Origin of the sequence: Xenorhabdus mauleonii, assembly GCF_900113945.1 — a bacterium.
In the GTDB taxonomy this organism is placed as follows: Bacteria; Pseudomonadota; Gammaproteobacteria; order Enterobacterales; family Enterobacteriaceae; genus Xenorhabdus; species Xenorhabdus mauleonii.
The window spans coordinates 246497-261593 of record NZ_FORG01000004.1; the positions used below are offsets into that span (position 1 = coordinate 246497).

8 protein-coding genes and 1 other annotated feature are annotated in these 15097 nt (G+C 40.6%); of the genes, 6 read left to right on the top strand and 2 right to left on the bottom strand.

The genetic code is table 11. The annotated features are described in order from the left end of the window. Nucleotides 1–173: 173 nt before the first annotated feature. Nucleotides 174–5303, bottom strand: a complete 5130-nt coding sequence (locus BM100_RS05940; protein WP_092508897.1) for a trypsin-like serine protease — start codon at nt 5301–5303, stop codon at nt 174–176. Nucleotides 5304–5331: 28 nt separating this feature from the next. Beyond that, nucleotides 5332–7599 carry a hypothetical protein gene (locus tag BM100_RS05945; protein WP_092508899.1) on the bottom strand — a complete coding sequence of 756 codons (2268 nt, stop codon included), beginning with the start codon at nt 7597–7599 and terminating at the stop codon, nt 5332–5334. Nucleotides 7600–8039: 440 nt separating this feature from the next. Next, nucleotides 8040–8140: a sequence feature (Trp leader region), on the top strand. A 53-nt stretch (nt 8141–8193) separates the two neighbouring features. On the opposite strand from BM100_RS05945, the gene BM100_RS05950 reads away from it, so the two are divergent. The 6 genes from BM100_RS05950 to trpA all read left to right on the top strand — a co-directional run bounded on the left by BM100_RS05950 (nt 8194) and on the right by trpA (nt 14887). Then, nucleotides 8194–9801 carry an anthranilate synthase component 1 gene (locus BM100_RS05950; RefSeq protein ID WP_092508901.1) on the top strand — a complete coding sequence of 536 codons (1608 nt, stop codon included), beginning with the start codon at nt 8194–8196 and terminating at the stop codon, nt 9799–9801. Continuing rightward, nucleotides 9801–10379 (top strand): glutamine amidotransferase-related protein, encoded by a 579-nt coding sequence (locus BM100_RS05955; RefSeq protein WP_092508903.1) that lies wholly within the window; start codon nt 9801–9803, stop codon nt 10377–10379. Before BM100_RS05950 ends, BM100_RS05955 begins: the two co-directional genes overlap by 1 nt. Nucleotides 10380–10478: 99 nt before the next feature. After that, the gene (gene trpD / locus BM100_RS05960; protein WP_092508905.1) at nt 10479–11483 is read left to right on the top strand and encodes an anthranilate phosphoribosyltransferase; all 1005 of its coding nucleotides are present in this window, start codon (nt 10479–10481) and stop codon (nt 11481–11483) included. After that, nucleotides 11480–12862, top strand: a complete 1383-nt coding sequence (trpCF, locus tag BM100_RS05965) for a bifunctional indole-3-glycerol-phosphate synthase TrpC/phosphoribosylanthranilate isomerase TrpF (protein WP_092508907.1) — start codon at nt 11480–11482, stop codon at nt 12860–12862. Before trpD ends, trpCF begins: the two co-directional genes overlap by 4 nt. Before the next feature lie 31 nt (nt 12863–12893). Continuing rightward, nucleotides 12894–14084 carry a tryptophan synthase subunit beta gene (trpB, locus tag BM100_RS05970; protein WP_092508909.1) on the top strand — a complete coding sequence of 397 codons (1191 nt, stop codon included), beginning with the start codon at nt 12894–12896 and terminating at the stop codon, nt 14082–14084. Then, on the top strand, nt 14084–14887 hold the full coding sequence (trpA, locus tag BM100_RS05975; RefSeq protein ID WP_092508911.1) for a tryptophan synthase subunit alpha: 804 nt from the start codon (nt 14084–14086) through the stop codon (nt 14885–14887). The genes trpB and trpA overlap by 1 nt, the downstream gene beginning before the upstream one ends. The last annotated feature ends 210 nt before the right edge of the window (nt 14888–15097 follow it).

Consider the following 15097-nt stretch of genomic DNA (forward strand, 5'->3'; position numbering starts at 1 on the left):
CCTGTTTTATCGGGTGGGAAATGAGAGCACTTATCTATTCTATCGTGCTCCCAAGTATAAAGAGGTCATAATAACATAGGTGACAACAATAATGTTACGCGGCTGTTATTCCAGCCGCGTATTCAGTGACGTGATATTATCTGGCAATAATCAATAATAAAGATAAGATGCTTTCATTCAGTATCAAAGTTACACACTTTGAAATCAGCGTAACAGATTTGAAAATGCCTTTCAAAATGGATTGGTTTCCCACAAAATGACGCCGACATCACGATATCCTGTTCTCCTGATATACTGCGTTCTACATTAAAGCTCCAATTTCCTTGATTATCTGCTGTGACTTTTCCTGTTTTAATATCTCCAAAATGACTAGTCTGGACTTTATATGACATTTCCATATTTGGCGGTGCGGTTCCGTTCACCAACACGTCGGTGATATGACTCATATGTATCAATTTCTGCCCTTCATATGGATGAGTTATATTTATTGAAGCGACCGCACTGACCTGACCTGTTCCACTATCTTGAAGTCGATGAATAGATTGTGTCGCGATGACTTGATAAGTTCCTAATTCAGCATTATGTATGCTACAACTCCATTTACCTTCTGTTTTTGAAGCTTGTACAGGGCCACAGGGCCAGTATTTTCCATTTTTATATTTTGCTTTCAAAGAAACAGATGCACCCGGCGTTGCTTTCCCTGTAATGGGAACAGAAATTGTTTCAGAGTCTCCCATGACTGTACAAACCGGCTCAGCAGTAGCATCAATATTCACAGCTGAAACACCATACTTTACATCATAATTACGGATGATTGTTTTACCCGACGGTGCTTCATCTACCCACTGTTCGGCCAAAAGACGGTATTTTCCCGCGATAGACTGCATAGCGGGGCAAGCCCAGTTTTGATTTTCATCGACCTGAACATGACAATTTACTGTATCCGCTTGTTTGTCAGTAATGGCAACAAGAATATCGGCACCGACTTGCCCTGTTCCATGAATGGCATACGTCGGAGTTTTAATATCTTCACCTTCTTTCGGACTCAGTACTCGCACCTGTAAATTCGGCCCATAACGCACTTGAAAACTTCGGTTAATTTTGGAACCAATATCGTCTTCTACCGTCACATTATAATTCCCCGGTACAGAACCATAAGGCCCGCAAGACCAAGTGTAATCATCCATATTCAGCTTTGCCTGACAATCATTATGGCCACTAAATCCTTTCACTGTCACTGATTTAGCCTTGCTCGGCATCGTGCCATTAAAAGTATATGAGGGGGTTTTAATCACTTCACCTTCTTGAGGTGATTTTACTGTTAAAATTGTATCACCAGCATCAGAAACAACATTAAATACAGCTTTCGCGGTGGATTGCTGAGTATTATCCCAAAAAGCCGTAACCACTAACTTTTGTTCCCCTGTAATGGCAGTATTTAACCCATAATTTGATTGCCAGTTCCCCTGTTTATCTACAGTAATACCCTGCTTACAAACCTGAGTAAGTACTTTTTTATCTAAACAAATCGTTGTTCCGGGTGCCCCAGTTCCCTTTGGAAAAATATTGTCGAGGCGATGATATACAGCTCCTGCATGAGGCTGCGTAATAGTGACAGGAGTAATTGTTTTGGTCTGAACTTCAAAAGATACCTGTGCACTTGAAGTTAAATCACCGTTGATTCGTTGATCAGCAGAAATGATGTACTTCCCTTCTACAGGTTGATAAGGCCCACAAGACCATTTACCTGTAGATGTATCAACAGTAGTTTGGCAGTTTGGTCTGTTTGCAAAATCCTCAATATAGACTTGGGCGCCTTTTTCCCCCGTCCCTGAAATCATAAACGGCAGTTTCGTTATTTTTGCACCATGCACAGGATTAGTGATTTGTATTTTTTCCCTAGAAACCAGATAATTACGCCTGATTTGCGATGTCCTTTCATAAACACCACTGAATATCTCCGATTCTTTTTTGTGATATTTATATTGAGCCGCATAAAGAGAGAATTCTCCCTCATCTTTTGCTGTTATTACCGGGTTACCGGGACAAGCCCATTTCCCTTGGTTATCCACAGTTGCTGTACAGATAATCCCATCAGAGGGAATCAATGAGAATTGTTCTGTCGGTAGAAAATATTGAGAGCTTGCAACAAGAATAAGCTGCTTGGGGCTTCCTTGGCCTTGAATACTAATCTCATCCTTTACCTGATATTGCGCTCCTGCGGCTGGAGACATGATCCGTATCGGTACCTTGAATTTCCACGTAATAGGAACGCCGATTGAATTCTTATTATCGGTTTCCTGCAATGCCAGTGTATAGGTATCCCCACCTAAAATATCACCAAGGTTCTCACCCAGAGGCAACGCCAATTCCCAAAAGAAACCACCTCCTACGTCCAGAGGGACATTAAGAAGTGAACTAATGATATTCCAAAAACCCCCTGCCAGACTGCTGATAAATCCCCCGAACCCTCCACCACCACCGCCACCGCCACCACCACCACCACCACCACTACCACTACCACCGGGGCCACTCAAGGTTCCAAAAAAATTAATAGGATTATCTGGATCTACTTCCGAATTATTTTCAGGGCTATGAATTTCAAATTTTTTTTGCTCGGGTTCATCATCACTTTTATCTTTGACAGTGAAATAATGAGTATCTGTGGCAATGATTTTCCCATCTTTTAATAATTCAGCGGTCAAGGCATAAGTGCCCGGAGAAAAAATCAGGGGTTTTCCACAATCCCAATTACCATTGTCACTGACCACAGCACCCGAGCAAATAATGGTTTCATTATTCAAATTTTTATTATTTTTATTTAACTCCGGTAGCTCATCTATTTTTTTCTTTTTAACATCAATATTGCCAGGCTCATTAGCACTTCCTGATATATTTACTGGCGTACCTTCTGCCACTATTTCGCCTTGAGCTGGCCTCTTCAGTTTACCTACAGGATCGCCATTAATTTCAAAATAAAACCTACCAGGAGTTTTTCCTTCATTATAAGGTGTTTTCCTAAGGTCAGTCCAACCCAATAGATGTTTCATATCATTTGCTTCAATATAATATATTCCCTCTTCCAAACTTTTAGGAAGTGATATAACCCACTTTGGAAAAGACATTAACTCTTTAAACTCACCATATGTTATTTTTAATTCCTTAGAATAAATGCCCGCATTTCCATCTTCAGATAAATCAACCTTATAATAATTGGAATTCTTATCTTCATAATCGCACTTAAGATTATCTTCGGGAAAATGCGGCCCATCCTTTTTCATGCATATATAATATTCTGAAGGATAAAGAATAGTATTGTTCGGTGCAATATATAGCTTTTCATCACCACCATATCCTTCTAGCTCTATCTTTTCTTCTAACTGACTCTTATTAAATTTTTTTAAATCAATAGCAGAGCTATTTTCCAAAAATTTTGGTATGTAATATACTCCCGTAAAATTCCCCTCAGAAAACAATATTGAATCAAGCGGATCGATATCATTATTTTTTCGAATTGAAAAAACCCTATACTTATACACTGTATTTATATTGAATTCTTCTTTAGGCGAATTTTCAATAACATAATGTTTAAAATAACCTCCATGATAAAAGTTATTTCCTTTGCAGTCATAATCATCAGCAGCAGACAAACAAAAAAAATCAAAGACATCATCTACGTCGATCTTAATACTCAGCTTTTTGCTATATTTACTATCCTTATCCAGAACCATTGTTACATTATCATATTCCTTTTTTTTATAAGATAAATTAACTTCATCCATAGTATCTTCACGATCTGTCACTTGAACTGCTGTTATTGTATAATCCCATCTTCCTTCTTCATTACTATTTTCAGTAAAACTTTTATTAGAGTCTATAGTACATGACCATAAGCCATAGCTCTTTGTTTTAATTAAATTATCACCATCATGCAATTCTTCACATAACTCATTTTGTGAAATGACTTTACCACTTACATTAGATTTTAACGCAATATTAATTATTGAACCAGGATCAGCGTACCCACGCAATTTAATTTTTTTACTCGATACTATCGTATTATTTGTCGGATAAACGATAGCAAATTCGTTTGCATAAGTAGGAATAATTGCTTCCACACTGTCTTCTTCCCATGCCTTATATGGTTTACTTCTCTCTCGAGCTGTAATTTTCACAATTTGATCTTCTGATGTTTCAAATTTATCGGGCACAATTTCTGCACGTGGAATAGAACATTCCCATTTCCCATTTTCATCTGATTTGCCACATAAAAGTGAACCAGATTTATTTTGACCAACAACATCATAATAAATCTCTATTTCACTCAGTGGCTTCCCCCATCCTCTAATAAAAATACTTTCACCGCGTTTTGTTAAATGAGTATGCCAATCAGGGTTTTCAATCCAAATTTTTTTCATGCTTTCAGAAAACCACTGACCAATAGGGATGATAAACTCGTTGCTAGAAGGAAAATCAATAAAACGGTTATTATGTTTCTCGGTTAAATCAGAAAAGAACGCCGGATTATTCTGATATTCATTAATTGCATAATCTTTGTCTGGTACAGGATATCCCCAGGAGGCCACACCAATAATAGTATCTTTCCAAATAGCAGGGCCACCTGAATCTCCGCGTTGTATTACCCCAAAATTCCGATAGTCTGCCGTATCTGCTTGTAGCATTAACCCTGGACCGTCCTTATTATCAAGAGATAAAGAAATAACTTTCATACCAGCTCGATATTGTTCGTATTTCTTAGACGGTATTTCTTTACCCGTCTCCTTATCATAACCTTCATCACCATAGCCATAAACAAGAGCATGATAATACTTTTCGAATTTTTTTTCATACGCTGCATCATATTCAAAAAATCGACGAACACGGCCAAATTTTTCTATCTTTTTTATTTCTTCTTCTACAGCAGATTCCAATCTTATCAATGCAATGTCTAGATTTTCGTTATATATATATAAATTTTTATTTGATGATTTACCAATTGGTACATCTTCATAATTAGAAATTTCATATTCTTCAGATTTATCTTTATTTACACAATGAGAAGCGGTTAATAAATAATATTGTGAAATAAGGGAAGCTGTGCAATCAAAAGTTTTATTAGTTTCTATATCCGTTATTTTAAGTCTAACAACCCAAAGTTGACATCTCCCATCACCTCTCGAACAAGTAAACCCCTCTCCTCCGGCAATATTTTCTAAAGGTGGATACTCAATTTTATCATTAGAAAATGAATAACCACACAAAAAGAGAAACGATATCATTATAATTATCTTAATCTTGTTCATAACACCCCCTAATATGTAGTTTTTATTCTTACTCAGCACATTTCATTCCATTTTTATCTCCCGTGCATTTTATTGTTTTTTCATCACTTCTTTGATAAATATCATTGTCAACGCTTTCTTTGAAAGTAAAAATATAACTTCCTTCTTGAGCATAAAATTTCCTGCTTAATTTCCAATTTCCGTCCTCATCTGTATCTACATCTCCTACTTTTATATCGTTCACTGATATACTTACTTTCGGTAAAAATTCCTGAGATTTAACACGTGGCAGAGATGTCCCCTGAAAATAAGTAAAGTCATTTTTATTTTCAGACGTTACAGAAAAAATTTTAGAACTTAATATCTCCATGCCACTTATGTAGTTCCCATCCTTATGATGGCTGAGCGAAATATCTATGAATCCTGTTGGAGCATTTTTAAATGTCGTCTTCCAATTTCCATTAACCTCATCTGTAGGAGGTAAAATAATTCCGCCTGTAGGTATAACTTGGCCTGTCTTTATATCTAACTTAACATAAATAGGATTAGACGGAGCAGTACCCTCGATTTCAATATCTTGTGTATTATCAGTTGTTGAGGAAATTATATTATTATTGCCAGGTTTAGATATTTTAAGGCAAGGAAGTACACTATAATTAACGACTTGGCTTCCGGATAAATTAGAAGTCGCTGTATATTTAATGGAACAGACAGCCTCTACCCCGCTCAAACTCCATGTTCCTGTATCAAGATCAACAGTAGGTGTATAGTTTGTTTTCGGTGAATAAATGGAGCCATCCGGATTATAACCGGTGATACTGATTAGCATATTTTTTGCATCATTAATTGTGACACTATTAAATCTACCGGATAAATCATATTTACCCGAAGAAATCACCTCACCATTCGCCATATTATCAATAAATAAACTACATGCTGGGCCTTTAATCGTTACACTTGAATTTTTTACGTCTTTAATGCTGATCGTTGCTGCATCTAAACCGCAATTTATCCAAAGACTAAGAACTCCCCACCCATCCGAGCCTATCAACTTGGTTTGGTATACGTTATCATCAAAATCAGTGATTAGAATAGGCAATGAGCCATCGCTCATAAGATTTTTTCCATTCACAGTAATATTATTTTGAACAGCTGTTCCAGATGTTGGATCGGTGATTTGAGGTTTAGGGGGGCATGGTAACGCGCTATAATTAACTGTTGGGCTTCCAGTTAAATTAGCTGTAGCTGTATATTTGATGGAACAAATAGCATCCAAACCATCTAAACTCCATGTTCCTTTATCAAGATCAACAGTAGGTGTATAGTTTGTTTTCGGTGAATAAATGGAGCCATCTGGATTATAACCGGTGATACTGATGACCGGGGGCTGTATATTGTCAGGTATGTCATTATCGAAATTAACTGTGCCAAATAAATTATATTTACCTGGAGGAATTACTTGCCCATCTTGTATTGAAGTCATAAATACACCACATGTTGCTCCCGAGATATTTACAGGTGAGCTACCTGTTTCAACGATAGATACATTTGCATATTCGTTACAAGGCATCCATACTTTCCCACTCCAATATTCCCTACCTTCTTCTGTAGAACTGGCTTTATACTCCGTCTCAGATACATCAACATAAAGGTTCGGTAAATATATGTCGTCCACCAACCCCTTTCCTTCAAAGATGACAAAATTCTTTAGAGCCTGATAATTGTCAGCAGGAGAAGTAATTTTTGGTTCGTCCCCTGAATTGCGGATCGTTATATTTATTTTCATTTCATCTTCAGCATAAACGCCAAACGTACCTAAACAATTTTCTCCATTACAAGTAGCTGTAATATCAAATGGGCAATCATTAGACAAAACTTGAACATGCGTCCGCCATTCCGTATGATACGCATCTGAATAAAGAAAGGTTTCTACTCCAAAATCACATGAGTCAGAATTAGACCTAGGTGGAGATATTCTCCATATTACAAATTTTTGCCCATCATAACATCCTCCAAAAAAATTATTGCTATCTTCAAGCCTATCAGGCTTTTCCTCATTTGCTTTTACAGTAAAGTTACTACCACCCGTACCATACATACACTGATGCTTGAATACCTTAATTTCTAATGGATCATAATAATTACCATTAAAGAAAACCATATTATAATATGCAGAAAAAATATTTCTGGGATGATTGTTTTTTTCTTCATTATAGATATTGTCTGAAATAATTTTGTTTTCTATTAACTCAATCGCATTAGCATTAAAAACAAAAAATAATATAATAAAAAAGATAGCGTTCAGGATTATTTTCATGAAAACACCCCTCATTTAAGAACATTATCAATTTGTTGACTATTAAATAAGGAACGACATTAATAAAAAACCTTCATTGAATCTCTATTATCAGAATGGTATCAATTAATAACACCATGACACATATAAATATAATGCGAAAAATTATTTTTTAATATGGAATGTTATTTAATCCCTTAGGAATGGTTTGATGAAATTGAGTTTACCTATATTAAATAGAGCTTTTTAGATATTACTAATCATATTTTCTAATCACTTCCTGTTATCTTCTTTTGGCCTGCTATTGTCATCTTTTTTATGAGTACAGAAAAAACTGTTGACAGGCGAATACCGATCTAGTTTACTAGTACGCAGGTTAGGAAAGATGCTTTTATCAATATACCATTTAGCAAACACTGAGGCACTCGAAAATGATCGTATTTATGCAAGCTACGCAAATCGGCCGTTGGTGGCATAACTTCCCATTCAGGGTAGTTGGCTCACGCACATAAATACACATGCAAAAGTGCCGAAACCCGCCCTAAGAAGCGGGTTTTTTTATCACGGTTTTTATCATTTCAGTTTTTGTGGATGCAGATAGCACGGGGTATAAATATGAATGGCAAAGGATTCAATATCTCTATAAATCAAATGGATACTGTTTATAAAACTGATCCAACACTGCTTTTCCATCAACTTTGCAATAACCGCCCAGCGACACTATTACTCGAGTCCGCTGAAATTCAAAGTAAAAATAATATTAAAAGCATTTTGATCATCGATAGTGCCATGCGCATTACTGCCAATGGGTATCAGGTGACTTTTGAGGCTCTCACCCCTAATGGCAAAAATCTGTTTCCTATACTCGCAGCCTTACTTGCGGAAAAAGCACAATTAAATATCGAATCGCAAGTTATGCATGCGCATTTTCCTACTGCTGAACATAATCTGGATGAGGATAGTCGTCTCAAATCGGATTCCGTTTTTGACGCATTACGTGCCTTATCGGCACTGGCCTCTTTTTCAACTTCGCCTGACGCTATTTTTATTGGCGGGATGTTTGCTTACGACTTAGTCGCAGGATTTGAACCCTTGCCCGCAGTCAAAAATCATCAGAATTGTCCTGATTTCTGTTTTTATCTTGCAGAAACGTTACTCGTGATCGACCATCAGAATGAACATTCATATCTACAAACCTCTCTATTTGGTGAAACTAATTCATTTGATGAAAGTAGCTCAGGTGGAAAGAGTTCAGATGATAGTAATCCAGAAAAAAAACGCCTTAATGAACGTATGACAATGCTGGCCTCTACAATTGCAGAATCTATTCCGTCACTTTTGCCTGTTGCACTGCCTGATTTCACTGTTGACTGCAACTTAAGCGATGACCAATACGCAAATATTGTACAAGAACTACAGCAATCAGTCCGTCAAGGAGATGTCTTTCAGGTCGTCCCATCACGGCGCTTTACCGTGCCATGCTCTGCTCCGCTGAATGCTTATCACGCATTGAAAAAACAGAATCCAAGCCCCTATATGTTTTTTATGCAAGACAAGGATTTTTGCCTGTTCGGAGCCTCACCTGAAAGCGCACTTAAATATGATGCCAAAAATCGCCAGATAGAAATCTATCCCATTGCCGGTACACGCCCGCGCGGACGCAATGCAGATGGAGAATTGGATTTCGACCTTGATAGCCGCATTGAATTGGAAATGCGCACGGATGCCAAAGAAATGTCTGAACATGTGATGCTGGTTGATTTGGCCCGTAACGATTTGGCTCGTATTTGTGAGCCTGGCAGCCGCTATGTCGCGGACTTAACCAAGGTCGATCGCTATTCATTTGTCATGCACCTCGTTTCCCGGGTTGTCGGTACCCTCCGCCATGATTTGGATATCTTCCACGCCTATCAAGCCTGCATGAATATGGGTACATTGACAGGAGCTCCCAAGGTTCGAGCCATGCAACTCATTGCAGAATGTGAAGGTGAGAGACGTGGCAGTTATGGTGGCGCGGTGGGGTATTTTACCGGTAAAGGTGATTTTGATACTTGTATCGTGATCCGTTCCGCTTACGTGGAAAACGGACGCGCCACAGTACAGGCCGGAGCGGGGATCGTATTGGATTCCATCCCTCAATCAGAAGTGGATGAAACACGCAGCAAAGCCAGAGCGGTTATTCACGCCATTGCCAAAGCCCACAATATGGAGGTGACATTCTGATGGCTAATATTCTCCTGCTCGATAACGTTGACTCTTTTACTTATAACCTTGTTGATCAATTGCGTACCCGTGGGCATTACGTCGTTATTTACCGCAACACCGTGCCAATTGACACCATCATCGCCAAATTTGATGAAATGAGATCGCCACTGCTAATGTTATCTCCAGGTCCCGGAAAACCTTCAGATGCTGGTTGTATGCCTGCGCTTATCAAGCAGGTTATGGGGCAAATCCCAATCATCGGCATTTGCCTTGGACATCAGGCCATCATTGAAGCCTATGGTGGAGAGATTTCGACAGCCCCGGAAATTCTGCATGGGAAATCAACGCCAACAACACATGATGGGCACAGCATGTTTGCCGGCTTGCCAAATCCTTTTTCCGTCGCACGTTACCACTCTCTTGCAGGCATACGAGTTCCTGATGCTTTGACTATCTCAGCATCGTGTGCTGATACCGTGATGGCTGTACGTCATGAAGAACACAAAGTCTGTGGGTTCCAGTTTCACCCTGAATCCATTCTGACAACTCGGGGAGCCAAGTTGCTGGAGCAAACCTTGGCTTGGGCGCTAATTTAAACATATTCATTCAAACCTATAACCTTAGGCGCATAGAACTTAAGGGCACAAAACTTAAAGGTATCTCATTAAAAGTATCAGACAGGAAGGAACGGGAAAATGCAGTTGATTTTTGACAAATTATTCAATGCCCAAGCATTGACACAACAAGAAAGCCAGCGATTATTCGACGCCATGATTCATGGCGAGTTGAACGATGTTCAATTATCCGCTGTATTGATTAGCTTAAAACTGCGTGGTGAACAACCCCAAGAAATTGCGGGCGCAGCTCAGGCATTTCTGGCAAATGCGGCTCCCTTTCCCCGCCCTGACTACCTATTTTGCGATATCGTCGGAACCGGGGGAGATGGCTCCAATAGCATCAATATTTCAACCGCCAGCGCCTTTGTTGCCGCCGCCTGTGGTTTTAAAGTGGCAAAACATGGGAATCGCAGTATTTCCAGCCGTTCCGGTTCATCTGATGTGCTGGCTGCATTTGGCATTGCGCTGGATACCTCTGCCGAAGACTCACGCAAGGCTTTGGACGATATTGGCGTTTGCTTTTTATTCGCGCCTCAATATCACCACGGTTTTCGCCATGCCGCACAAGTTCGCCAACAGCTAAAAACCCGAACCTTATTCAATGTACTTGGCCCATTAATTAATCCAGCTCGTCCCCCACTGTCACTGATTGGGGTTTACAGCCCTGAATTGGTGGAACCCATCGCCCGAACCTTACAGTCATTGGGTTATCAAAGGGCAGCGGTTGTGCACAGCGGCGGGATGGATGAAGTGGCTTTGCATGCTCCAATTCATATTGCAGAATTGAATCATGGTGAAATTAACCAATATCAGTTAACGGCAGCCGATTTTGGCTTACCGAATCATCATCCTTCTTCATTAAAAGGTGGAACCCCAGAAGAAAATTGCGCTATGTTGACGAAACTATTGCAAGGGCGTGGACAAAAAGCCCATGCTGATGCTGTAGCGGCCAATGTCGCTCTCTTGATGAAAATCCACGGGCAAGAGAATCTACGGGAAAACACACAATTAGCACTCGATACTATTTACAGCGGTCAACCTTATGAAAAAGTGACTGCACTAGCGACAAGGATTAAAGCATGAAAACTGACGTCTCACAGAAAAGTGTATTGCAGAGAATTGTTGATGATAAAGCAGAATATCTGCTCAACCGTAAAGCAGAGCAGCCGCTGGAAAATTTCATTGATTCCATTGTGCCGAGCCAACGTCAGTTTTATCAGGCATTAACCCAAGATAAAACCGTTTTTATTCTGGAATGCAAAAAAGCGTCGCCGTCAAAAGGGTTAATCCGTGAAGATTTCGATCCTGTTCGCATTGCTAAAACATATCAGCCTTATGCGGCTGCAATTTCTGTTTTGACTGATGAAAAATACTTTCAGGGCAGTTATGATTTTCTCAAGATGGTCAGCGCTGCCGTGCACCAGCCTGTTTTATGCAAAGATTTTATTATTGATGCCTATCAGGTTTATCTTGCCCGTTACTATCAGGCTGATGCTATTTTACTTATGTTATCTGTGCTTGATGATGACACATATCGTGAATTATCGGCGCTGGCACACCGTCTTGATATGGGAGTTCTAACTGAAGTCAGTAATGAGGATGAACGGCAACGGGCAATTGCATTGGGAGCTAAAGTTGTTGGAATCAATAACCGGGATCTGCGGGATTTGTCCATCGATTTAGAACGTACACGCAAACTGGCTGCGGGTTTACCTGAAGGCACCATTATTATCAGCGAATCGGGCATCCACCAGCACCACCAAGTCCGTGAATTAAGCCAATATGCTCACGGTTTTTTAATTGGCAGTGCTTTAATGGCTCAACCCAATATCGATCTGGCTTTGCGTCGCTTGATTTTGGGCAATAACAAGGTTTGTGGATTAACCCGTCCCCAAGACGCCAAATCTGCATTGCAGCAAGGAGCCGTTTACGGTGGTTTAATTTTCGCTGAAAAATCCCCACGCAAAATTAACCTGCAAAAAGCACAACAAATCATTAATGAAGCCTCTTTACAATATGTCGGGGTGTTTCAAGATCAGTCGGTTGATTTTGTCAGTGAGATTGCCCGTACACTTTCATTAAGTGCGGTGCAATTACATGGAAGTGAAGATGAAAACTACATCAATACATTACGCCCTGTATTACCTGAACATTGCGAAATCTGGAAAGCCATTGATATGTCCAAGGTGACAGAAGCGACCTCCGACATACCTAATGTTGATCATTTCTTACTGGATAATGGCTCCGGTGGAACAGGTAAGCCATTTGATTGGCAATTAATTGCCCCACAACTCCAGCACAACAGCATATTGGCTGGAGGGCTGAATGTTGAAAACTGCCGGCAAGCAGCCGCGCTCAACTGCCATGGGTTAGATTTTAATTCTGGTATCGAAACTTCTCCAGGCATCAAAAGCAAACACAAAATAAAACAATTATTTCAACAATTACGCTGTTATCACTAATTTTTCAGACAGAAAGTGGATGAATAGAATAATGAGTAAATTGAACCCGTATTTTGGCGATTTTGGTGGTCAATTCGTTCCTCAGATTTTGATCCCTGCGCTCAATCAGTTAGAAAGTGCCTTCATAGATGCGCAACAAGATCCTGAGTTTCAGCGTGATTTTCTGGATTTGTTGAAAAACTATGCAGGCCGGCCTACCGCCTTAACCTTGTGTCAAAATCTCACTAAGGGTACGAAAACGCGCCTGTACCTGAAACGGGAAGATTTGCTCCACGGCGGAGCCCACAAAACCAATCAAGTATTGGGGCAAGCGTTGCTGGCAAAACGCATGGGAAAAACTGAAATCATTGCCGAGACTGGTGCAGGCCAACATGGTGTGGCAACTGCCTTGGCATGTGCGCTGTTGAACCTGAAATGCCGTATTTACATGGGGGCAAAGGATATTGAGCGCCAGTCACCCAATGTCTTTCGCATGCGCCTGATGGGTGCAGAGGTGATCCCGGTTCACAGTGGCTCCGCTACGTTGAAAGATGCGTGCAATGAAGCCATGCGTGACTGGTCTGGCTGTTATGACAAAGCGCATTATCTGCTAGGAACCGCAGCCGGCCCCCATCCATATCCAACAATGGTGCGGGAATTCCAGCGCATGATTGGCGAGGAAGCCAAAGCACAAATTTTGGAAAAAGAAGGACGTTTGCCTGATGCGGTTATTGCCTGTGTCGGCGGCGGCTCCAATGCCATTGGCTTGTTTGCTGATTTTATTCCTGAAAATAAAGTCCGCTTGATCGGTGTTGAACCAGCCGGCCACGGTATCGAAACCGGGGAGCATGGTGCTCCATTGAAGCATGGCAAATTAGGAATTTACTTTGGGATGAAAGCCCCAATCATGCAAACAGAAGACGGGCAGATTGAAGAGTCTTATTCCATTTCAGCGGGATTGGATTTCCCGTCCGTAGGCCCCCAGCATGCTTATTTAAATAGCATTGGCAGAGCTGATTATGTCTCTATCACCGATGAAGAAGCCCTTGCTGCTTTTCAGGAGCTGTCCCGCAATGAAGGGATTATTCCTGCCTTAGAGTCGTCCCATGCACTGGCTTATGCGTTGAAAATGATCCATCAGGCTCCAGATAAGGAACAGTTGTTAATTGTCAATCTATCTGGCCGTGGCGACAAAGACATCTTTACCGTTCACGATATTTTAAAATCCCGGGGAGCAATCTGATGGAACGTTATGAGCAACTTTTCAAGAAACTAGAAAACCATAATCAAGGTGCTTTTGTTCCTTTTGTCACCTTAGGTGATCCAAACCCTGAATTGTCACTGGAAATTATCAATTCATTGATTTCCGGTGGAGCGGATGCACTCGAATTGGGTTTTCCGTTTTCAGATCCCCTTGCCGATGGCCCCACCATTCAAAATGCGAATTTACGGGCGTTATCCTCCAAGGTGACATCGGCGACATGCTTTGAGTTACTGGCCAAAATCCGGAAACAACATCCTGAAATTCCCATTGGCTTGCTGGTTTACGCCAATCTGGTCTTCCACAATGGGATCGATGATTTTTACCGTCGCTGCAAAGAAGCGGGTGTAGATTCCGTGTTGGTAGCCGATGTACCGCTATCTGAATCATCCCCTTTCCGTTCTGCCGCCATGAAATATGACATTGCCCCGATATTTATTTGTCCCCCCAATGCTGATGACGCTCTACTGCGTGAGATCGCCTCATTCGGGCGTGGATATACTTATCTGCTGTCGAGGGCGGGCGTAACAGGAAGTGAGAATCAGGCAACCCTGCCATTGAACCATATTATTAATAAACTCAAAGAATATCATGCCGCCCCTGCTCTACAGGGCTTTGGTATTTCCGAGCCAATGCAAGTCAAGAACGCCCTCAATAGTGGTGCTAAAGGGGCAATTTCGGGTTCTGCCATTGTAAAAATTATTGAAGGTAATTTGGATCAACCCGCCGTTATGCAAGAAAAACTCATGGCTTTTGTTCGTAATATGAAGGAAGCCACTCGATGAAGATCCAGCCATAATTTCCCTTCGATGAAATTATCCCCATTGGATTTCAAATTGCATCAGGGCAGCAACTTGAAAGATGACGGGGATAACATTTCCTCCACAAACAGGCAGGGAAAATTATAAATATGACTCCGCTGTTTGCTGCTTCCATTGTTCTCAACAATACTGATGTTTGCAGTTCTAACAAATTTCATGACACACCAATTTCAT

Coding starts and splice junctions, on each gene's coding strand:
- BM100_RS05940 (WP_092508897.1), bottom strand. CDS start 5,303: ATGAACAAGATTAAGATAATTATAATGATATCGTTTCTCTTTTTGTGT.
- BM100_RS05945 (WP_092508899.1), bottom strand. CDS start 7,599: ATGAAAATAATCCTGAACGCTATCTTTTTTATTATATTATTTTTTGTT.
- BM100_RS05950 (WP_092508901.1), top strand. CDS start 8,194: ATGAATGGCAAAGGATTCAATATCTCTATAAATCAAATGGATACTGTT.
- BM100_RS05955 (WP_092508903.1), top strand. CDS start 9,801: ATGGCTAATATTCTCCTGCTCGATAACGTTGACTCTTTTACTTATAAC.
- trpD (WP_092508905.1), top strand. CDS start 10,479: ATGCAGTTGATTTTTGACAAATTATTCAATGCCCAAGCATTGACACAA.
- trpCF (WP_092508907.1), top strand. CDS start 11,480: ATGAAAACTGACGTCTCACAGAAAAGTGTATTGCAGAGAATTGTTGAT.
- trpB (WP_092508909.1), top strand. CDS start 12,894: ATGAGTAAATTGAACCCGTATTTTGGCGATTTTGGTGGTCAATTCGTT.
- trpA (WP_092508911.1), top strand. CDS start 14,084: ATGGAACGTTATGAGCAACTTTTCAAGAAACTAGAAAACCATAATCAA.